We start from the raw sequence: 18,688 nt of genomic DNA on the forward strand, positions 1-18,688 counted from the left end.
CAAGAGACAAATCCACACCGATTCACTATCATCCGTCCGATGACGTCGACTTATCCTTTTCGGCAGTGCTGTGCAGAAGATGACGAGATATACAGGGACCTGGCGGCGGACCCGGATTCTTCTCCTCGACCTCCACAGGGATTCACAGGATAGACAGGGGCTCCGGTGCCGACGACCTCCAATTATTTCCACCTGCATCTGGTGTCTGATTCGACCGGCGAGACGCTGATCACCGTGGCGCGCGCGGTCGCCGCGCAGTACGCCAACGTGACCGCGGTCGAGCATGTCTATCCTTTGGTGCGCAGCCAGAAGCAGCTCGATCGCGTGCTCGACGAGATCGAGGAATCGCCCGGCATTGTCCTGTTCACGCTGCTCGAGAAGGATCTGGTCGGTCGGCTCGAGGGCAAGTGCAAGGAAATCAACGTGCCGAGCCTGTCGATCATCGGGCCGGTGATGCAGCTGTTCGAGGCGTATCTGGGTGCCGCGACGACCGGACGCGTCGGTGCGCAGCATGTGCTGAACGCAGAATATTTCAGCCGGATCGACGCGCTGAACTACACGATGATCCATGACGACGGTCAGCATGTCGAAGGCCTTGAGGATGCCGACGTCGTCCTGGTCGGCGTGTCCCGCACATCGAAGACCCCGACCTCGATCTATCTCGCCAACCGCGGCATTAGAACTGCAAATGTGCCGCTGGTGCCGGGCATCCCGTTGCCGCACCAGCTCGAGACCCTGAAGAAGCCGTTGGTGGTCAGCCTGCATGCGACGCCGGAGCGCCTGATCCAGGTCCGGCAGAACCGCCTGCTCACGATGGGCGATCGCGACAACGACACCTACATCGACAAGCAGGCAGTGGCCGACGAAGTCGCATTTGCGCGGCGCCTGAGCGCGAAATTCAACTGGGCATTGCTCGACGTGACGCGCCGCTCGATCGAGGAGACGGCGGCTGCGATCATGAAGCTCTATAACGACCGACAGCGCGCGCGGCCGTCGGAGTAGCGGCCAAATCATGAGCATCTGGCGTGGCCCGCAGAAGCTGATCCTTGCGTCGCAAAGCCGTGCGCGAAGGATGTTGCTTGAAAACGCCGGGCTCGAATTCGAGGCGCTGCCGGCCGATATCGATGAGCGCGCCGTGCAGAAGAACTCCGGCCTTTCGGCACCGGGCGAGATCGCCTCGCTCCTGGCGCGCGAGAAGGCGCTGTTCATATCGCGGCAGAAGCCGGGTCAATATGTTGTCGGCGCCGACCAGACGCTGGCACTGGGGCAGCGGATGTTCAGCAAGCCGGCCGGCCGTGCGCAGGCTGCCGAGCAGCTCGGCCTGCTCGCCGGACAGACGCACGCGCTGCATTCGGCCGTCTCGGTCGCGCGCGACGGGAAAGTTCTGTTCGACGATGTGAGCGTGGCCCGGATGACGATGCGGCGGCTTGCTGCCGGCGAGATAGAAGCCTATCTCGACCAGGCCGGGGAGGCTGTGACGACCAGCGTCGGCGCCTACCAGCTCGAGGGTCTCGGCGTGCATCTGTTCGAGCGGATCGAAGGCGACCATTTCACCATCCTCGGCCTGCCGCTATTGTCGCTGCTCGCATTCCTGCGCCGCGAAAGGCTGCTCGCGGTGTGAGATGCCGAGACATGGCGACGGAGAGATGCTGAACCGATGTTGATTTTGGGACTCACCGGCTCGATCGGGATGGGGAAATCCACCACGGCCAAACTCTTCATGGAGGCCGGTGTGCCGGTGTACGACGCCGATGCGGCCGTGCATCAGCTCTACGAAGGCGAAGCGGTCCCTGCGATCGAGGCCGCCTTTCCCGGCACCACCGCGGACGGCAAAGTCGACCGCGCAAAACTCTCGTCACGCGTGGTGCATGACCCCGCGGCGATGCGGCAGCTCGAACAGATCGTGCATCCGATGCTTGGCGCGTCGCGGCAGAGATTCTTTGCCGATGCGGAAGCCGCCCGCGCGCCGATTGTCGTCGTCGACGTGCCGCTGCTGTATGAGACCGGCGGTGAGAAGCGCGTCGATGCCGTCGTCGTGGTCACAACCACGCCGGAACTGCAGCGCGAGCGCGTGCTGGCGCGGGGCACCATGGATGCGGCCAAGCTCGACGCCATCATCGCCAAGCAGATGCCGGACGCTGAGAAGCGCAAGCGCGCGGATTTCATCGTGGATACCTCGCACGGACTTGATCCGGTGCGGGCGCGGATCCGCGACATTCTGGCCGAGGTTGCTAAGATGTCGGAGCGGCGAACCTGATTCGCGCCGCTTTTCCGGATTCCCTCACGTCATGCGCGAAATCGTTCTCGATACCGAAACCACTGGCCTCGATCCGCTGCGCGGCGACCGGCTGGTCGAGATCGGCTGCGTCGAGATCTTCAACCGCATGCCGACCGGACAGACCTACCACGTCTACATCAATCCCGAACGCGACATGCCCGCTGAAGCGTTCAACGTGCACGGACTGTCGACCGAATTCCTGGCCTCCAAGCCGCTGTTCAATGAGGTGGTGGACGAGTTCCTGGCCTTCATCGGCGATACGCCGCTGGTGATCCATAACGCCTCGTTCGACATCAGCTTCATCAACGCCGAGCTCGACCGCATCAAGCGGAAGGCGATTCCGAAGGACCGGCTGGTCGATACGCTGCTGCTGGCGCGACGCAAGCATCCCGGGGTGTCGAACCGGCTCGACGATCTCTGCTCGCGGTATCAGATCGACAATTCCCGCCGCACCAAGCACGGCGCTCTGCTCGATGCCGAGCTGCTGGCCGAGGTCTATATCGACCTGATCGGGGCGCGGCAGTCGCAGCTCATCCTGGCGTCGGAAAATTCGGATGCGCGCAGCGGAAGCCATGGCGATACGCCGCGGCGGCAGCGCGAGACGGCGCTGGTTGCACGGGTCAGCGAGGCGGATCGCGAAGCCCACCGGGCCTTCGTCGCGACGCTCGGCGACAAGCCGATCTGGAACGACTATTTGCCGCCGCCAACGCCCGCTGCAGCACCGGCGGCTTGATTCACGATTGCGATGTTTCCCCCGTCACCCCCGCGCAAAGGCTTTGCCTTTGTCGCTGGAGGAGCCGCGAAGCGGCGTCTCGAAGGATGAACGGACCGGCCGGTGGCCCGCCGATCCTTCGAGACGCCCGCAAGTGCGGGCTCCTCAGGATGACGGGTTAGGCTTCGGTATTCTCTAGCTCTAGCTCAGCTCGGCTTGACGCCGGAGGCGGCCTGGGCGGCGGCCTGCCGCTCCATGTTCTGGCGGTAGAGGCCGACGAAATCGACCGGGTCGAGCAGCAGGGGCGGGAAGCCGCCGTCGCGGACCGAGGTCGCGACGATCTCGCGCGCGAACGGGAACAGCAGCCGCGGGCACTCGATCATGACCAGCGGATGCAGATTCTCCTTCGGCACGTTCACGATCCGGAAGACGCCGGCATAGGCGAGATCGAAGCTGAACATCACCTTGCCCGCGGTCTCGGCCTTGCCCTCGATGGAGAGGACCACCTCGTACTCGTTTTCCGACAGGTTGTTGGCGCCAACGTTGATCTGGATGTTGATCGCGGGCTGCTGTTGCTGCTGGCCGAGCGAGGTCGGCGCATTCGGGTTCTCGAACGACAGGTCCTTGGTGTACTGCGCCAGTACGTTGAGCTGGGGAGCGGGCTGTTCGACGGGGGCGCCGTTGCCATTGGTCATGGAAATGTCTCCTGGAGCGGCGCTCGGGACTGGGTGTCCGACGGCACGCGTTAAGGTTTGGAAATGCCGATGCCGGCGAGTGGCTATCATAGCCCCGGCTTGGTCCACAAGGACGACGAGCGCGTGCGGGCCGGCGGCCCTGCGGCCAAATCGCCGGCATCGGGGCAGCGAGCGCAACTCCGCCCAATCCTTTAACGGCTTCCTAAATTATTGAAGATACGCGATTTCCGGGAAGGAACGGGTTTCCCCCCGGGGTCAAAACGCGCTACACTTGCCCGTGCCAAAAAGCGCCATTGGCCGGGCATAGTTTCGTGCCTACATGCTGCGGACTCAATCGGTGATGTAATCTCTGCCGTTCCCGACCGGGAACGCTTTGATGCCCGGCCCGTTGCCGGCAGAGACCAGAAAGCGAACTCGACGTGGATATCTACACCATCATCTTCCTGGCGCTGGCCGTATTTATCTTCCTGCGTCTGCGCAGCGTTCTCGGACAGCGCACGGGAAGCGAGCGGCCGCCGTATGATCGCGCAGCACCCAACGTCCTGCAGCGCGGCCAGGATAACAACGTCGTGCCGATCCCGGGATCGGTGATCGATCAGCCGGCCCCGGCCGCGCCCGCCGAACCGGTCGAGCCCACGGAACGCTGGAAGGGCATCGCAGAGCCCGGCACGCCGCTGGCGCAGGGTCTCGACGCGGTTGTCGCCCAGGATTCCTCGTTCGACCCGCGGCATTTCCTCTCAGGCGCCCGCTCGGCCTATGAAATGATCGTGCTGGCCTTCGCCAACGGCGATCGCCGCGCGCTGCGCGACCTGCTGTCGGCCGAGGTCTATGAAAGCTTCGAGGCCGCGATCAAGGATCGCGAGAAGCATGAGCAGAAGACCGAGACGCGGTTCGTGTCGATCGACAAGGCCGAGATCGTCAGTGCGGAGACGCGCGATCGCTCGACCCAGCTCACCGTCCGCTTCGTGTCGCAGATGATCTCGGTCACGCGCGACAAGGCGGGAACCATCGTCGACGGCAGCCCGGACAAGGTCGCCGACATCACCGACATCTGGACATTCGCCCGCGACTCGACTTCCCGCGATCCGAATTGGAAGCTGGTTGGAACTGGAAGCGCTCACTAAACATCTCAGCTACGGGCGCCTCGCGATCGCGTGCTGTGCGCTGGCGGTTGTGTGCTCCACGGCGGCGATCGGCGCGCGCTACAGGTCGAACAGGCACGCTCCGCCGCGACACGAGCAGTCTCACCCGATCCCCTATCCCAATCTGGAATTGCCGCTGCAGGTCAGCGGCAGCCAGTACGAACCGCTCGCCTGGGCCAATGTCTCCGGCTGGAACGACGACGATCATCTCGCCGCCTACAACGCGTTTCGCACCAGCTGCAAGCCGATCGCGGCCCAGCAGGGCGCGCCCGCGGATTCGAAGGCGCTCGGCGGCTCGTTGCGCGATCCCTGCCGGATCGCCAAGGGACTCGATCTCGGCAGCGGGGCGAAGGCGAAGGAATTCTTCGAGCAGAATTTTGTGCCGCTGCGGATCTCGCGGCTCGGCGAGGATGCTGGCTTCGTCACCGGCTATTACGAGCCGGTGCTTGATGGCTCGCGGACCCAGACCGACGTCTACAATGTTCCGGTCTATCGCCGCCCGTCCAACCTGTTCGTGCGCGGCAAGACGCAAGCGTCGGTCGGCTTGCCCAACAGCGGTCCGGTGTATCGCAAGATCGGCCGGCGCAAGCTCGTGCCCTATTACGACCGTGGCCAGATCGAGGACGGCGCGATCGCCGGCCGTGGGCTGGAGATCGCTTGGCTGAAGAGCCAGACCGATCTGTTGTTCGCGCAGATCCAGGGCTCGGCGCGGATCAAGTTCGAGGACGGCACCACGCTGCGCATCAACTACGACGCGCATAATGGCTATCCCTATACGCCGGTCGGGCGCGTCCTGATCGACCGCGGCATCATCCCAAGGGACCAGATGTCGATGCAGAAGATCAGGGAGTGGATGGAGCAGAACCCCGACGGCGCCAAGGAGCTGCGCCGGCAGAACCGCGCCTACGTGTTCTTCCGCGAAGTGCCGCTGTCGGACAAGGACGAGGCGGTCGGCGCGCAGGGCGTGCCGCTGACGCCGGGCCGCTCGATCGCGGTCGACAAGGCGCTGCATGTCTACGGCACGCCGTTCTTCATTGCCGGCGAGCTGCCGATCGAATCCGAGCAATCCAAGACGCCGTTCCACCGGCTGATGATCGCGCAGGATACTGGATCGGCGATCGTCGGCCCGGCGCGCGCCGATCTCTATTTCGGCGCCGGCGCGGACGCCGGCAAGGTCTCCGGCCGGCTGCGGCACAACATGCAGTTCGTGATGCTGGTGCCGAAGGGACTCGATCCCGTTGCGCGCGGCCACAAGCTGCCGATCCCTGACGAACGGCCGTCGGCCAAGATCGCGAAGCTGTTTCCGCAGACCGATCCGCAGAAGGACAAGCCGGCGGATGTACCGACTGCGACCGTCGCCAAGGCTGGGAGCAAGGACGCCGCCAAGACCCCGGCCGCGAAGGATGCCGCGCCCGCAGCACCGGCCGCAACAACCTCTGTTGCGCAGTCGGCGCCTGTGGCAGAACCGGTGCCGCTGCCGGTCGCCCGGCCTGACATTCCGCAACCGGAGAAGCGGCGCACCCGGCGCACTCGCCATCACCGCGATCAATGAAACGACCCGTGCCGATCCCCGATCTGTCCGCTCCGTCGCGGCGCAAGCGTGCGCTGAGCGAGGAAGAGCGTGCGCTCTGGGAGAGCGTGGCCAAGCAGGTCAAGCCGCTGCGCAAGAAGCCGGCCGCACCGAAAGCCCACGCCGCAGCTTCTGACCCGGCCACGCATCACGCCGCGGCCAAACCCATCCCGGTCAAGCCGGTGACGTCGGTCAAGGCCGCGCCGGCGTCGCGCCCGCAGGTGCCGCCGCTGGCGCCGATCGGCCGCCGCGAACGTGCAAAACTGTCGCGCGGCCGGCAGGAGATCGATGCGCGGCTTGATCTGCACGGCATGACGCAGATCCGCGCGCATCGCAGGCTGTTCGCGTTCCTGCAACGCGCGCACAGCGACGGGCTCACCTTCGTGCTCGTCATCACCGGCAAGGGCAAGGTCGGTGGGCTGGAGTCCGAACGCGGCGTGCTGCGCCGCCAGGTGCCTGAATGGCTCAGCCTGCCGGAATTCCGCTCGCTGGTCGTCGGCTTCGAGGAAGCGCATATCGGCCACGGCGGCGAGGGCGCGCTCTATGTGCGCGTCCGGCGCGCGCGCTGAACCTAAAAAGGTCTGACGATTCCGACGCGAGGGATCAGCGTCACGATCCAGCCCAAAATCGTCGACTTGCGATCGTCTGACGGGATGGGCGGCACGTCCTTTGACGCCGGCAGCATCTTCACGGCATGCAGCATCAGGAACATGCAGACCGCCCAGTTCGAGATCCAGCGCGAATAGTCGAACACGGTCACGAACATCACCAGATAGCCGGCGCTAATCATGATGAGCGCGGCGAACACGATCCGCCGATGTAGCTCATTTGCGAGCGCGCCGATCAGCCGCGCGAAATAGCGCCACAGCGGCACATGCAGCCAGATCAGCAGCGCAAATACCGGGACGCCGAGGATGTTCGAGGGCATCCGTGCCCAGGTGTCGGCGAACTCCTTCGACAGCGGCTGGTACCAGATGTAGCCGAACTGAAGCAGGTCGGTGCGCGACGGATCGGCCATCCGGCTTTGCAGGTGACGGATGAATTCGTCATCGGGCACCTCGACCGTGCCGGCGAACTGCGCGACCAGGAACAGGATGCCGACCGCGGCGACTGCCACGAGGCCGACGGCGATGCTTCGCGGCGTCACGCGTTGCATCAGATAGAAGCGCAGCACCACGATCGCGGCGATGGTCGGAACATACATCAGGACGAAGATGTGATGGACCAGGATCAGCAGGATCGAGAACAGCGCCGCGATCAGCACATAGATGACCGAGCGCGCCGGGATCAGCAGCAGCGCGATCGTCAGCGCACAGCCATAGATGTCGAAATGGCCGAGCGTGTGCATGAAATTCTTCAGGAAGAACGGCGATCCCGCGATGAAAATGAACAGCGGCCAAAGCGCGTCGTCGAAGCCGAATGTCCGCTGGAACAGTTTGACGAACAGGGCGAGCGTCACCAGCCAGACAGCGCCGGCCAGCGCGAACACCAGCCACACCGGCACCTTGTCGGTAAACAGCGACACGATCGCGCCGATCAGCGCGCGCTTGGTGAAGCCGTAGTGATAGTCGACCAGGAGATGGATGTAGGGAACGAAGGGCGGCAGTGCGATCTTGTGCAGGAACACCCCGACCAGCACGGCCGCATTGACGGTCAGCATCAAGCGCCAGGGTCTCTCCCAGATTCGCAGACTCATCGATCGCCCACTCTCGTCGTCCTGGGCAAGCGAAGCGCGACCCGGGACCCATAACCACCGAAGGCAGCTTTTAGAAGGAATGTCGTCCCGAGTCTTGGTTACTGGGGGCTGCAGGGGTTATGGGCCCCGGCCTTCGCCGGGGCGACGATGACTGTACGTCTACAAAATAAACCGGCTGAGATCGGCGTTCTTGGCGAGGTCGCCGACATGCTTGGTCACGTAATCGGCGTCGACCTGAATGGTCTCGCCGTGGCGATCAGGGGCGGTGAAGGAGATCTCGTCCAGCACCCGCTCCATCACGGTCTGCAGCCGCCGCGCGCCGATATTCTCGACCGTGGAATTGACCGCAACGGCAACATCGGCCAGCGCGTCGATCGCGCCGTCGGTGATGTCGAGCGTGACGCCCTCGGTCTTCAGCAGCGCGACATATTGCTTGATCAGCGACGCCTCCGGCTCGGTCAGGATCCGGCGCATGTCGTCGCGGGACAGCGCCTGCAGCTCGACGCGGATCGGCAGGCGGCCCTGCAACTCCGGCAGCAGGTCCGACGGCTTGGCGATATGGAAGGCGCCCGAGGCGATGAACAGGATGTGGTCGGTCTTGACCGCGCCGTGCTTGGTCGAGACCGTGGTGCCTTCGATCAGCGGCAGCAGATCGCGCTGCACGCCTTCGCGCGAGACGTCGCCGCCCTGGCGGTTCTCGCGCACGCAGATCTTGTCGATCTCGTCGAGGAAGACGATGCCGTTGTTCTCGACGGCGCTGATCGCCTCCTGCACCAGCTGGTCGGTGTCGAGCAACTTGTCGGATTCCTCGTTGACGAGGATCTCGTGCGAACCTTCCACGGTCAGGCGGCGGGTCTTGCTGCGTCCGCCCATCTTGCCGAAGATATCGCCGAGCGAGATCGCGCCCATCTGGGCGCCGGGCATGCCGGGGATTTCGAACATCGGCATGCCGCTGCCGGACGACTGCGTCTCGATCTCGATTTCCTTGTCGTTGAGCTCGCCGGCGCGCAGCTTCTTGCGGAACGACTCCCGCGTCGCCGGGCTCGATGCGGGACCGACCAGCGCATCCAGCACGCGCTCCTCGGCGGCGAGCTGGGCTCGGGCCTGGACGTCCTTGCGCTTGCGCTCGCGGGTCTGCGAAATCGCTACCTCGACGAGGTCGCGGACGATCTGCTCGACGTCGCGGCCGACATAGCCGACCTCGGTGAACTTGGTGGCTTCGACCTTGAGGAACGGCGCGCCCGCGAGCTTGGCGAGCCGCCGCGCGATCTCGGTCTTGCCGACGCCGGTCGGCCCGATCATCAGGATGTTCTTGGGCAGAACCTCCTCGCGCAGGGAACCGGCAAGCTGCAGCCTCCGCCAGCGGTTGCGCAGCGCGATCGACACCGCGCGCTTGGCATCGGCCTGGCCGACGATGAAACGGTCAAGTTCAGAAACGATTTCGCGGGGGGAGAAGTCGGTCATTGGCTCTAGCTAGGTTGAAAAGGTGGTCTCGGCAAGCGGCAGTCTTCCAGGGCATGATCCCCTAAAGGATCGGCGGCCCAGCCTGCCAGTGCCTGATCGCCTCGAACGGGTGGATCAGCATGATGATGTTCAGTGTCAGATTGTCGCGAATGTGCAGCAGCATCACGGTTTCGAACACAACTCCAAGCGCGACGGTTGCGGCGACCGGCAGCTTGCGCGCCAGCAGGAAACCCAAAACCATCGCAAGCGTGTCCGACACCGAATTGACGATGGTGTCGCCGTAATAATCGAGCGAGATCGTGCCGGCGCGGTAGCGCTCGATGATCCAGTTGGAGTTTTCGACGAGCTCCCAGCTGCCTTCGACCAGCATCGCGACAATCAGCCGCCCGGGCCAGGCGAGCCGGGGCAGCAGCAGGAAGGTCAGGCCATAGAACAGCAGGCCATGCAGTATGTGCGACAGCGTGTACCAATCGGCGATGTGCTGCGAATTCTGCGAGCTCTGCACCGTGCCGTGCCAGAGCTTGACATAGCCGCAGGCGCAGATCGGCAGACGGCCCATCGCATAGAGCAGCGCGGCCTGCAGCACGAGCAGCGCGGCGGCGATCGCAAACCATTGCCACGCCGGAACATTGGTGTCGGGCTTTGGCGCGAGTGTCATGCGTCGCGGACCATCAGCAGCGCAGGCCCGTCAGGCGTATCGACCATTCCGGCCTCCCGAAAGCCCGCCTTCGCATAGGCGCGCACGGCACGCGCATTGGCCGGATCGGGATCGGTGACGATGCGGGGCACGCCTTGCGCCAGCCAGTCGTCGACAAAGGCGCGGATCAGCGCCGAGCCGTGGCCACCCGCCGTCATGTCGGGCGCGCCGATGAAGAGATCGATGCCGCGGGTGCCTTCCGGTTGCTTGCCGAAGCCGGAATTCCACGCCGTCAGGTCGTAGCACTGGATGTAACCGAAATCGTTGCCCTCGGCGGCAACGATGAACTGGTCCATCGCCGGCTCGTCGAGGTCGCCGCTGACGAGCGCATATTGCTCGGCCGGATTGCCCCACCACTGGCGGACATGCGGCAACGCCAGCCACTGCCTGATCTGCGGCAGATCGGCCGTCGTCATCGGGCGGAAACGGTAGGGGCCGGCCATGCTCAGCCGCCGATCGTCTCGATCGTCACGTTCCGGTTGGTGTAGACGCAGATGTCGGCAGCGATATCCAGCGCGCGGCGCACGATGGTCTCGGCGTCCTTGTCGGTATCGACCAGCGCGCGGGCCGCGGCGAGGGCATAGTTGCCGCCGGAGCCGATCGCCATGACCCCGGATTCGGGCTCCAGCACGTCGCCGGTGCCGGTCAGCACCAGGGAAACGTCCTTGTCGGCCACGATCATCATGGCTTCCAGCCGGCGCAGATAGCGGTCGGTCCGCCAGTCCTTGGCGAGCTCGACGGCCGCCCGGGTCAGCTGCCCCGGATATTGCTCCAGCTTGCTTTCCAGCCGCTCGAACAGGGTGAAGGCGTCGGCGGTGGCGCCGGCAAAGCCGCCGATCACGTCGCCCTTGCCGATCCGCCGGACCTTCTTGGCATTGGCCTTGATCACGGTCTGGCCGATCGAGACCTGCCCATCACCGCCGATCACCACCTTCCCGCCCTTGCGGACCGTGCAGATCGTGGTGCCATGCCAGACCGGCAGCTCATTTTGGGATGCTTGCATAGGTTACCTCTCTTCCGGGCAGATTTAGGCGGTCGGGCAGGGGGTTACAATCGGGCGATTTAGCAAGGAATTTGGGTCACCATGGCCCGAAGTTAGGGCGTTTCGGGGTCATCCCGCAGTAGCGAAGGTGACATCAGCCTGTTAAAAGACCGGCGTTTTCGGCACGGGAAAGCTCAATCTTCATGCGCACGGCAACCATCAAGCGCAAGACCAAGGAGACCGACATCGAGGTGACGGTCAACCTCGACGGGGCAGGCGTATCCACGGTTTCGACCGGGATCGGCTTCTTCGACCATATGCTCGATCTCCTGGCCCGGCATTCGCGCATCGACATCACGGTGAAGGCGGATGGCGATCTCCATGTCGATTACCACCACACCACCGAAGACGTCGGAATCGCGCTCGGGCAGGCCGTGAAGCAGGCGCTCGGCAACATGGCCGGCATCACCCGCTACGCCTCGATCCACATGCCGATGGACGAGACGCTGTCGCGCGTCGTGATCGACATTTCCGGCCGCCCGGTGCTCGTGTTCAAGGTCGAGTTCCCGCGCGACAAGATCGGCGAGTTCGACACCGAGCTGGTGCGCGAATGGTTCAACGCCTTCGCGATGAACGCCGGCGTGACTCTCCACGTCGAGACCCTATATGGCGAGAACAGCCATCATATCTCCGAATCCTGCTTCAAGGGTTTGGCGAGGGCACTCCGGACGGCGGTTGCGATCGATCCGCGTGCCCAGGGCGAAGTGCCCTCGACAAAGGGTCAGCTCGGCGGCTGACCCCGGGAGCATGATCCGGACACGGTGGCACCGGTTTTCCGGGAGATCATGCGGTAAGTAAGAGTCCATCCTCGGCGGAGCGTTCGATGCCGGTCTATACAGTGCATGCCCCCGTGGCCAGCGGCGCCGATCTCGCGGCAGCCGACAAGTTCGTTTTCGTGCGCGACGGCTTCCATTTCTGGGCCGCGGTCGCGGGGGTGATCTGGCTGGTCTGGCATCGGCTCTGGCTGGCGCTGATCGGCTGGCTGGTGCTGACTTTCGCGATCGATTTTGCGCTGACCAAGCTCGGGATCGGCCGCGGCGCGATCTTGCTCGTCGACCTGGTGTTGATGGTACTGATCGGGCTGGAGGCCGCGACCTTGCAACGCTGGACGCTGTCGCGGCGCAAATGGCGCCAGCTCGACATCGTCGTGGCCCACAACAGGGACGCCGCCGAGCGCCGCTTCTTCGAGCGCTGGACCGCGCGGCATCGCGGCGCCGTCAACGATCAGCGGTCCGTGGATCGCGGCGGGCCGCCGCCGACCCGGGACGTTCCGGGCCAGTCATTCTCAAAGCCCCCGCCGATGCCGCAAGGCGGCATCATCGGATTGTTTCCAGAGCCAGGAGGATCGCGATGAGCGTTGCAATCATCGATTACGGCTCCGGCAATCTGCATTCGGCGGCGAAGGCGTTCGAGCGCGCCGCGCGCAGCATGGAGGATCCGCAAGCCATCAAGGTGACGCGCGATCCCGACGCGGTGTATCGCGCCGATCGCATCGTGCTGCCCGGTGTCGGCGCGTTCGCCGATTGCCGCCGCGGCGTCGACGCGGTCGACGGCATGCTGGAAGCGCTCACCGAGGCGGTGCGGGTCAAGGCGCGGCCGTTCTTCGGCATCTGCGTCGGCATGCAGTTGATGGCGACGCGCGGCAAGGAGCACGTCATCACCGAGGGCTTCAACTGGATCGGCGGCGATGTCGTGAAGATCGAGCCGCGCGACGAGAGCCTGAAGGTCCCGCACATGGGCTGGAACACGCTCGACATGGTGCGCGAGCATCCGGTGCTGGAGCGGCTGCCGCTCGGGCCGAAGGGACGCCACGCCTATTTCGTGCACTCCTATCACCTCAACGCTGCCAACGAGGCGGACGTGCTGGCGCGTGCCGACTATGGCGGGCCGGTGACCGCGATCGTCGGCAAGGACACCGCGATCGGCACCCAGTTTCACCCCGAGAAGAGCCAGCGCTTCGGCCTCGCTTTGATCTCCAATTTCTTGAAGTGGAAGCCGTGATTCTCTTTCCAGCGGTTGATCTGAAGAACGGCCAGTGTGTGCGCCTGGAACAGGGCGACATGGCGCGCGCCACCGTGTTCAATCTCGATCCGGCGGCGCAGGCCAAGAGCTTCGCCGCGCAGGGCTTCGAATATCTCCACGTCGTCGATCTCGACGGCGCCTTCGCCGGCAAGCCGATGAATGCGCATGCGGTGGAGGCGATGCTGAAGGCCGTCACCATGCCGGTGCAGCTCGGCGGCGGCATCCGCGACCTCAAGACCATCGAGGCCTGGCTCGACAAGGGCATCACGCGCGTCATCATCGGTACCGCGGCGGTGCGTGATCCGGAGCTCGTGAAGGGCGCGGCGAAGCAATTCCCCGGCCGCGTCGCGGTAGGCCTCGATGCGCGCGACGGCAAGGTTGCGGTCGAGGGCTGGGCCGAGACCTCGCATGTGACTGTTCTCGAGATCGCGCAGCGCTTCGAGGACGCCGGCGTCGCCGCGATCATCTTCACCGACATCGCCCGCGACGGCCTGCTCAAGGGCCTCAACCTCGAGGCCACGGTCGCCCTCGCCGACCGCATCTCGATTCCGGTGATTGCCTCCGGCGGCTTCGCCTCGATCGACGACGTCAAGGCGCTGCTGGAGCCGCGTGCCAAGAAGCTCGCCGGCGCCATCGTCGGCCGCGCGCTCTACGACGGTCGGCTTGATCCCGCCGCCGCGCTCAAGCTGATCCGCAGCGCGGCCTAGGAGACACAGACATGTTCAAGGTTCGCGTGATCCCCTGCCTCGACGTCAAGGACGGGCGCGTGGTCAAGGGCGTCAACTTCGTCGATTTGCGCGACGCCGGCGATCCGGTCGAGGCCGCGATCGCCTATGACGCCGCCGGCGCCGACGAGCTCACCTTCCTCGACATCACCGCCACCCATGAGAACCGAGGCATCATGCTGGATGTTGTGCGGCGGACGGCGGAAGCCTGCTTCATGCCGCTGACCGTGGGCGGCGGCGTCCGCACCGTCGACGACATCAAGATCCTGCTGCGGTCCGGCGCCGACAAGGTCTCGATCAATTCAGCGGCGGTCAGCCGCCGTGAGTTCGTCAAGGAAGCGGCCGAGAAGTACGGCGAGCAATGCATCGTGGTCGCGATCGACGCCAAGCGGGTCAAGCGCGCCGGCGGCTCGGACCGCTGGGAGATCTTCACCCATGGTGGGCGTAATGCCACCGGGATCGATGCCATCGAATATGCCCAGGAGGTCGTCGCGCTCGGCGCCGGCGAAATCCTGCTGACCTCGATGGACCGGGACGGCACCAGGCAGGGCTTTGACCTGCCGCTGACCCGGCTGATCGCGGACAGTGTCCCCGTACCGGTCATCGCGTCCGGTGGCGTCGGCAATCTCGATCACCTGGTCGATGGCGTCCGCGAGGGTCATGCCACCGGCGTGCTGGCCGCGTCGATCTTCCACTTCGGGGAATTTACCATCCGCCAGGCCAAGGATCACATGGTGCGCGCCGGCCTGCCGATGCGGCTCGATCCCTAACGTGCGTGGTTTGGGACTCCTTGTCACAAAAATGCTAAGCCCCCACCTGAGGGATGGCACCAGAGCGGTGCCGGTGCGCATGCTTGAGTTGAGTTGATGTCGCGTTTCACGGTCCACGATCTGGCCGCTACCATCGACGCCCGTGCTGCAACGGGCGGCGAGGCGTCCTACACCCGCAAGCTGCTCGACAAGGGTGCGGAGCATTGCGCGAAGAAATTGGGCGAGGAGGCGGTCGAGACCGTGATCGCCGCGGTCGGGAATGACCGAGATCATCTCATCGCTGAAAGTGCCGATCTCGTGTTTCACCTGCTGGTTCTGTTGAAATCACGCGGCGTGAAGCTGGAGGATGTCGAGGCCGCGCTGGAGAAGCGCACCTCGATGTCGGGACTGGAAGAGAAGGCGGCGCGCAAGCGCGACTAGCGCACATGATCGAGCGCATTGAGAGGGGCGGCCTTATGGACATCCGGTCACCAGATCAGCAATACAACCCCTATCGCACCTTCACGCGCCAGCAATGGTCGCATCTGCGCGACGATACGCCGATGACGCTCGAGCCGGGCGAGTTCGACCGCCTGCGTTCGATGCACGACCGCCTCGATTTGCAGGAGGTCGAGGACATCTACCTGCCATTGTCGCGACTGCTCTCCATTTATGTCGATGCGACCCAGCGGCTGTATTATTCGCAGCGCCAGTTCCTCAACATCCGCGACCGCAAGATGCCCTATATCGTCGGCGTCGCCGGCTCGGTCGCGGTCGGCAAGTCGACCACGGCGCGCGTGCTGCAGGCGCTGTTGGCGCGCTGGTCGCCGCGCCCGAAGGTCGATCTGATCACGACCGACGGTTTCCTGTTTCCGAATGCCGTGCTCGAGCGGCAGGGCATCATGCAGAAGAAGGGTTTTCCCGAGAGCTACGATCTGCCGACGCTGCTGTCGTTCCTCAGCGACATCAAGGCAGGGCGACGCCGGGTGCGTGCGCCGGTGTATTCGCATCTGACCTACGACATCGTGCCGAACAAATGGGTCGAGATCGACCAGCCCGACATCCTGATCGTCGAGGGCGTCAACGTGCTGCAGACCGGGCGGCTGCCGCGCGACGGCAAGGCGGTGCCGTTCGTCTCCGACTTCTTCGATTTCTCGGTCTATATCGACGCCGACGAGTCCGCGCTGCGGCAGTGGTACATCAAGCGCTTCCTGGCGCTGCGCGACACCGCGTTCACCGATCCAAGGTCCTACTTCCACCGCTATGCGCCGCTGTCGGACGAGGAAGCAACCGCAACCGCGATCGCAATCTGGGAGCGCACCAACCTCGCAAATCTCGAGGACAACATCCTGCCGACCCGGCCGCGCGCGACGCTGATCCTGAAGAAGGGCGCCGACCACGTGGTGCAGACGGTCGCGCTGCGCCGGCTGTAACACCCGCTGTTCTGGTCGTCATTGCGAGGAGCGGAGCGACGAAGCAATCCATGTTTCCGTTATGCGGCGCGGTGGATTGCTTCGCTTCGCTCGCAATGACGGGTAGATTTACGCCGCGACATGCCGCGCAGCGGCGAGGCCTGCGAGCGCTTCCTCAAGCTTCTCGCGGTCGAGCGGCTTGATCAGAAAACCATCCATGCCGGCTTCGAAGCAGGCATAGCGATCTTCCACCAGCGTGTTGGCGGTCAGTGCCAGGATCGGCGTCCGGCGTCCGGACTGACCAGCCAGCCCGCCGGACTCGTGGGCGCGGATTTGCTTGGTGGTCTCGATGCCGTTGAGGCGCGGCATCTGGATGTCCATCAGCACGAGATCGTAGGGCGTGCCGGCGGACGTCGCCGAGAGCCAGGATTCCATCGCCTGCTCGCCATTGGTTGTGATGACCACGGTGTGGCCGAGCCGGGCGAGCAGCGAGCGCATCAGGAGCGCGTTGATCTCATTGTCTTCAGCGACCAGGATCGAGAGCCCTGGTGGCGCGGCCGCCGGCGCAGTGGGCGCGGACTCCGTGTCCGTCTCGATCGCAGTGCTTGGCGTCACAAGGCTTGGCATCATGAGGCTTGGCGCGGTGATTTCGGGTGACGCGGTCAGGCGAGCGGCGAGCGACGACGCCCGCAGCGGCTTGACCAGATAGCCGGTGAGCATGGTTGTCTCGGAGGCCGAAAGGTCCTGCCGCGTCGCCGGCGTCACCATCACGATGCGATGGGTAGTGTGGATGCGGGCAGCGTTGGCGAACGTCTCGATCGTCGGCGTGCCGAGCGTGTGATCGATCAGCACCGTGTGCCAGCTCCGCTCCGGCAGCAAGGCCTTGGCGACATCGGCATCCGACACGATGCAGGTCTGCGCGCCCCAGCGTTGCAGCCGCCGCGAGATCAGCGAGGCCTGGATGCTGTGCGGTGCGACCAGCATGATGGATTGGCCGGCGAGATCAGGCGCGGTGAAGCCGTTGGCCTCGCCGCTGTCGGCAGCGACGAGCGGAATCGAGACCTCGAAGGTCGAGCCCGCGCCCGGCGTGCTTGCGAGCGAGATCCGGCCGCCCATTCGCTTGACGATGCGGTCGCTGATCGAGAGGCCGAGGCCGGTGCCGCCATAGCTGCGCGCGATGCGGTCGTCGGCCTGCTCGAATTCCCGGAAGATGCGCTGCTGCGCTTCCGGTGCGATGCCGATGCCGGTGTCGCGAACCAGGAAGCTGATCTCGTCCGGCCAGATGCCGGGCTCGACGATCAGCGCCACGCCGCCGGTCGCGGTGAACTTGATGGCGTTGCCGGCGAGATTGAGCAGCACCTGGCGCAGCCGCGCGGCGTCGCCGGTCACCTGCATCGGCAACCGCTCGTCGACATAGGCGGCGATCTCGATGCCCTTGGCCTCCGCGCGCGGCGCCAGCAATTCGGTGATCTCCTCGATCAGGCCGGACAGCGCGAAGGCGCGGTGTTCGAGATCGATCTTGCCGGCTTCGATCTTGGAATAATCGAGCAGCTCCTCGATCAGCGCGAGCAGCGCGTCGCCGGAGGTCTTGACCGCCTTGACGTAGGTGGTCTGCTCCGGCGTCAGCTGGGTGTCCATCAGCAGTCCGCTCATGCCGATGATGCCGTTCAGCGGGGTGCGGATCTCGTGGCTGGCCATCGCAAGGAAGCGCGACTTGGCGCGGTTGGCGGCGTCGGCCTGATCGCGCGCCTCGGCCAGCGCGCGCTCGCTCTCGGTGCGGTCGGTGACGTCGCGGCCGACGCTCTGCATCTCCGCCGGCGCGCCGGCATCGTTGCGCACGAGGCCCTCGCGCCAGGCGATCCAGCGCGGCCCGAGCGGTCCCTCGATCTTCTGGTCGTAGACCCGCGTGCCGTTGGATTCGAGTGCGGTGTCGCCCTGCTCGAGCACCTTGAGGGTAGCGGTGCTGCCGATCAATTCGCCACGGGGGATCTGCGCCAGCGCGCAATAGGCGTCGTTGGCATAGGTGATGAGGCCGTCGAGGTCGCGCAGCACGATCAAATCGTCCTGCGCCTCGAACAGGGTGGAGGCGCGCTGTTCGGCTTCCTGCAGTTCCCAGTTGCGGTCGGCCATCGCCTCATTGTGCATGGCGATGGTGCGCAGCCGTCTGCGCATCAGCCGCAGCCGGATGCCGAGCGTCACGATCCAGAGACAGGCGAGCGCGAACAGGAAGCTGACGCCGATCGCGAATATATTGGGATCGTAGCCGCTGTGGCTCGAGAGCGCGCCGGAAATGAACCCGAAGGCGCCGCCGAATGCGACGGAAAAGATCGTGAAGGAACGGACGATCGTCGCGACCCAGGAATGGCGTCGCAGGAAGCGGCGAAGGCGTAACTTGATCCGGAAGAAACGCCCCATCAATGGTGGTCCTGAGAGTGCCGATCTGCCGATGACGATGCGTCGGCCACCTTGAAAAGTGCTTGAGGT

General features: G+C 64.9%; 21 protein-coding genes. 14 read left to right on the forward strand and 7 right to left on the reverse strand.

Features of this window, described 5'->3' with window-relative positions; genetic code table 11:
* Positions 1 to 165: 165 nt before the first annotated feature.
* The 4 genes from BraRD5C2_RS21750 to dnaQ are packed head-to-tail and all read left to right on the forward strand — an operon-like array spanning position 166 to position 3,011.
* Positions 166 to 1,002 (forward strand): pyruvate, water dikinase regulatory protein, encoded by an 837-nt coding sequence (locus BraRD5C2_RS21750; protein ID WP_097676194.1) that lies wholly within the window; start codon positions 166 to 168, stop codon positions 1,000 to 1,002.
* A 10-nt stretch (positions 1,003 to 1,012) separates the two neighbouring features.
* A complete protein-coding gene (locus BraRD5C2_RS21755) occupies positions 1,013 to 1,621 on the forward strand; it encodes a Maf family protein (RefSeq protein WP_223971302.1) in 609 nt (202 codons plus the stop codon).
* 36 nt (positions 1,622 to 1,657) lie between these two features.
* Positions 1,658 to 2,257, forward strand: a complete 600-nt coding sequence (gene coaE / locus BraRD5C2_RS21760) for a dephospho-CoA kinase (protein ID WP_223971304.1) — start codon at positions 1,658 to 1,660, stop codon at positions 2,255 to 2,257.
* A gap of 31 nt (positions 2,258 to 2,288) precedes the next feature.
* Positions 2,289 to 3,011, forward strand: a complete 723-nt coding sequence (gene dnaQ, locus BraRD5C2_RS21765) for a DNA polymerase III subunit epsilon (RefSeq protein ID WP_223971307.1) — start codon at positions 2,289 to 2,291, stop codon at positions 3,009 to 3,011.
* 185 nt (positions 3,012 to 3,196) lie between these two features.
* Here dnaQ and secB read toward each other — a convergent pair whose 3' ends face one another.
* Positions 3,197 to 3,685 (reverse strand): protein-export chaperone SecB, encoded by a 489-nt coding sequence (gene secB, locus BraRD5C2_RS21770; protein ID WP_223971308.1) that lies wholly within the window; start codon positions 3,683 to 3,685, stop codon positions 3,197 to 3,199.
* Positions 3,686 to 4,104: 419 nt separating this feature from the next.
* Between secB and BraRD5C2_RS21775 the strand changes: the two genes are divergently transcribed.
* Genes BraRD5C2_RS21775 through BraRD5C2_RS21785 form a run of 3 tightly spaced genes read left to right on the forward strand, consistent with a single transcriptional unit; the run spans position 4,105 to position 6,966 of the window.
* Entirely contained in the window at positions 4,105 to 4,809 is a 705-nt protein-coding gene (locus BraRD5C2_RS21775; RefSeq protein ID WP_092121026.1) for a Tim44/TimA family putative adaptor protein, read from the forward strand.
* The gene (mltA, locus tag BraRD5C2_RS21780) at positions 4,793 to 6,379 is read left to right on the forward strand and encodes a murein transglycosylase A (RefSeq protein ID WP_374708041.1); all 1,587 of its coding nucleotides are present in this window, start codon (positions 4,793 to 4,795) and stop codon (positions 6,377 to 6,379) included. Before BraRD5C2_RS21775 ends, mltA begins: the two co-directional genes overlap by 17 nt.
* Positions 6,376 to 6,966 carry a Smr/MutS family protein gene (locus BraRD5C2_RS21785; protein ID WP_223971312.1) on the forward strand — a complete coding sequence of 197 codons (591 nt, stop codon included), beginning with the start codon at positions 6,376 to 6,378 and terminating at the stop codon, positions 6,964 to 6,966. The genes mltA and BraRD5C2_RS21785 overlap by 4 nt, the downstream gene beginning before the upstream one ends.
* A 2-nt stretch (positions 6,967 to 6,968) precedes the next feature.
* On the opposite strand, the gene BraRD5C2_RS21790 is transcribed toward BraRD5C2_RS21785, so the two are convergent.
* The 5 genes from BraRD5C2_RS21790 to hslV form a co-directional block, all read right to left on the reverse strand.
* Positions 6,969 to 8,093: a hypothetical protein gene (locus tag BraRD5C2_RS21790; RefSeq protein WP_223971313.1), complete on the reverse strand. Its 1,125-nt coding sequence runs from the start codon at positions 8,091 to 8,093 to the stop codon at positions 6,969 to 6,971.
* Between the two features lie 159 nt (positions 8,094 to 8,252).
* Positions 8,253 to 9,557 (reverse strand): ATP-dependent protease ATPase subunit HslU, encoded by a 1,305-nt coding sequence (gene hslU / locus BraRD5C2_RS21795; RefSeq protein WP_223971315.1) that lies wholly within the window; start codon positions 9,555 to 9,557, stop codon positions 8,253 to 8,255.
* Positions 9,558 to 9,618: 61 nt separating this feature from the next.
* Positions 9,619 to 10,215: a DUF2585 domain-containing protein gene (locus tag BraRD5C2_RS21800; RefSeq protein ID WP_223971317.1), complete on the reverse strand. Its 597-nt coding sequence runs from the start codon at positions 10,213 to 10,215 to the stop codon at positions 9,619 to 9,621.
* Positions 10,212 to 10,697, reverse strand: a complete 486-nt coding sequence (locus BraRD5C2_RS21805; RefSeq protein ID WP_223971319.1) for a GNAT family N-acetyltransferase — start codon at positions 10,695 to 10,697, stop codon at positions 10,212 to 10,214. Before BraRD5C2_RS21805 ends, BraRD5C2_RS21800 begins: the two co-directional genes overlap by 4 nt.
* 2 nt (positions 10,698 to 10,699) lie before the next feature.
* Positions 10,700 to 11,257 carry an ATP-dependent protease subunit HslV gene (gene hslV / locus BraRD5C2_RS21810; protein WP_024583062.1) on the reverse strand — a complete coding sequence of 186 codons (558 nt, stop codon included), beginning with the start codon at positions 11,255 to 11,257 and terminating at the stop codon, positions 10,700 to 10,702.
* A 182-nt stretch (positions 11,258 to 11,439) separates the two neighbouring features.
* On the opposite strand from hslV, the gene hisB reads away from it, so the two are divergent.
* From hisB to coaA, 7 genes are all read left to right on the forward strand, one after another.
* Entirely contained in the window at positions 11,440 to 12,033 is a 594-nt protein-coding gene (gene hisB / locus BraRD5C2_RS21815; protein WP_021078165.1) for an imidazoleglycerol-phosphate dehydratase HisB, read from the forward strand.
* Between the two features lie 86 nt (positions 12,034 to 12,119).
* The gene (locus BraRD5C2_RS21820) at positions 12,120 to 12,650 is read left to right on the forward strand and encodes a DUF2628 domain-containing protein (protein WP_223971322.1); all 531 of its coding nucleotides are present in this window, start codon (positions 12,120 to 12,122) and stop codon (positions 12,648 to 12,650) included.
* Positions 12,647 to 13,297, forward strand: coding sequence for an imidazole glycerol phosphate synthase subunit HisH (hisH, locus tag BraRD5C2_RS21825; protein WP_223971325.1), 651 nt, complete (start codon positions 12,647 to 12,649; stop codon positions 13,295 to 13,297). The genes BraRD5C2_RS21820 and hisH overlap by 4 nt, the downstream gene beginning before the upstream one ends.
* Positions 13,294 to 14,025, forward strand: coding sequence for a 1-(5-phosphoribosyl)-5-[(5-phosphoribosylamino)methylideneamino]imidazole-4-carboxamide isomerase (hisA, locus tag BraRD5C2_RS21830; protein WP_223971327.1), 732 nt, complete (start codon positions 13,294 to 13,296; stop codon positions 14,023 to 14,025). Before hisH ends, hisA begins: the two co-directional genes overlap by 4 nt.
* 11 nt (positions 14,026 to 14,036) lie before the next feature.
* Positions 14,037 to 14,813, forward strand: coding sequence for an imidazole glycerol phosphate synthase subunit HisF (gene hisF / locus BraRD5C2_RS21835; RefSeq protein ID WP_223971329.1), 777 nt, complete (start codon positions 14,037 to 14,039; stop codon positions 14,811 to 14,813).
* Between the two features lie 96 nt (positions 14,814 to 14,909).
* Positions 14,910 to 15,233, forward strand: a complete 324-nt coding sequence (locus BraRD5C2_RS21840; RefSeq protein ID WP_092120999.1) for a phosphoribosyl-ATP diphosphatase — start codon at positions 14,910 to 14,912, stop codon at positions 15,231 to 15,233.
* Positions 15,234 to 15,268: 35 nt separating this feature from the next.
* Complete coding sequence (gene coaA, locus BraRD5C2_RS21845) at positions 15,269 to 16,225, forward strand: type I pantothenate kinase (protein ID WP_223972509.1); 957 nt, start codon at positions 15,269 to 15,271, stop codon at positions 16,223 to 16,225.
* A gap of 108 nt (positions 16,226 to 16,333) precedes the next feature.
* On the opposite strand, the gene BraRD5C2_RS21850 is transcribed toward coaA, so the two are convergent.
* On the reverse strand, positions 16,334 to 18,619 hold the full coding sequence (locus BraRD5C2_RS21850; RefSeq protein WP_223971331.1) for a PAS domain-containing hybrid sensor histidine kinase/response regulator: 2,286 nt from the start codon (positions 18,617 to 18,619) through the stop codon (positions 16,334 to 16,336).
* Positions 18,620 to 18,688 lie beyond the last annotated feature (69 nt).

This window comes from Bradyrhizobium sp. RD5-C2, from assembly GCF_019972155.1.
Taxonomy (GTDB): Bacteria; Pseudomonadota; Alphaproteobacteria; order Rhizobiales; family Xanthobacteraceae; genus Bradyrhizobium.

What these genes read in the sequence shown, in the direction of transcription:
- BraRD5C2_RS21755 (WP_223971302.1), top strand. Translation starts at nt 1,013, where the DNA reads ATGAGCATCTGGCGTGGCCCGCAGAAGCTGATCCTTGCGTCGCAAAGC.
- coaE (WP_223971304.1), top strand. Translation starts at nt 1,658, where the DNA reads ATGTTGATTTTGGGACTCACCGGCTCGATCGGGATGGGGAAATCCACC.
- dnaQ (WP_223971307.1), top strand. Translation starts at nt 2,289, where the DNA reads ATGCGCGAAATCGTTCTCGATACCGAAACCACTGGCCTCGATCCGCTG.
- secB (WP_223971308.1), bottom strand. Translation starts at nt 3,685, where the DNA reads ATGACCAATGGCAACGGCGCCCCCGTCGAACAGCCCGCTCCCCAGCTC.
- BraRD5C2_RS21785 (WP_223971312.1), top strand. Translation starts at nt 6,376, where the DNA reads ATGAAACGACCCGTGCCGATCCCCGATCTGTCCGCTCCGTCGCGGCGC.
- BraRD5C2_RS21790 (WP_223971313.1), bottom strand. Translation starts at nt 8,093, where the DNA reads ATGAGTCTGCGAATCTGGGAGAGACCCTGGCGCTTGATGCTGACCGTC.
- hslU (WP_223971315.1), bottom strand. Translation starts at nt 9,557, where the DNA reads ATGACCGACTTCTCCCCCCGCGAAATCGTTTCTGAACTTGACCGTTTC.
- BraRD5C2_RS21800 (WP_223971317.1), bottom strand. Translation starts at nt 10,215, where the DNA reads ATGACACTCGCGCCAAAGCCCGACACCAATGTTCCGGCGTGGCAATGG.
- BraRD5C2_RS21805 (WP_223971319.1), bottom strand. Translation starts at nt 10,697, where the DNA reads ATGGCCGGCCCCTACCGTTTCCGCCCGATGACGACGGCCGATCTGCCG.
- hslV (WP_024583062.1), bottom strand. Translation starts at nt 11,257, where the DNA reads ATGCAAGCATCCCAAAATGAGCTGCCGGTCTGGCATGGCACCACGATC.
- hisB (WP_021078165.1), top strand. Translation starts at nt 11,440, where the DNA reads ATGCGCACGGCAACCATCAAGCGCAAGACCAAGGAGACCGACATCGAG.
- BraRD5C2_RS21820 (WP_223971322.1), top strand. Translation starts at nt 12,120, where the DNA reads ATGCCGGTCTATACAGTGCATGCCCCCGTGGCCAGCGGCGCCGATCTC.
- hisH (WP_223971325.1), top strand. Translation starts at nt 12,647, where the DNA reads ATGAGCGTTGCAATCATCGATTACGGCTCCGGCAATCTGCATTCGGCG.
- hisF (WP_223971329.1), top strand. Translation starts at nt 14,037, where the DNA reads ATGTTCAAGGTTCGCGTGATCCCCTGCCTCGACGTCAAGGACGGGCGC.
- BraRD5C2_RS21840 (WP_092120999.1), top strand. Translation starts at nt 14,910, where the DNA reads ATGTCGCGTTTCACGGTCCACGATCTGGCCGCTACCATCGACGCCCGT.
- coaA (WP_223972509.1), top strand. Translation starts at nt 15,269, where the DNA reads ATGGACATCCGGTCACCAGATCAGCAATACAACCCCTATCGCACCTTC.
- BraRD5C2_RS21850 (WP_223971331.1), bottom strand. Translation starts at nt 18,619, where the DNA reads ATGGGGCGTTTCTTCCGGATCAAGTTACGCCTTCGCCGCTTCCTGCGA.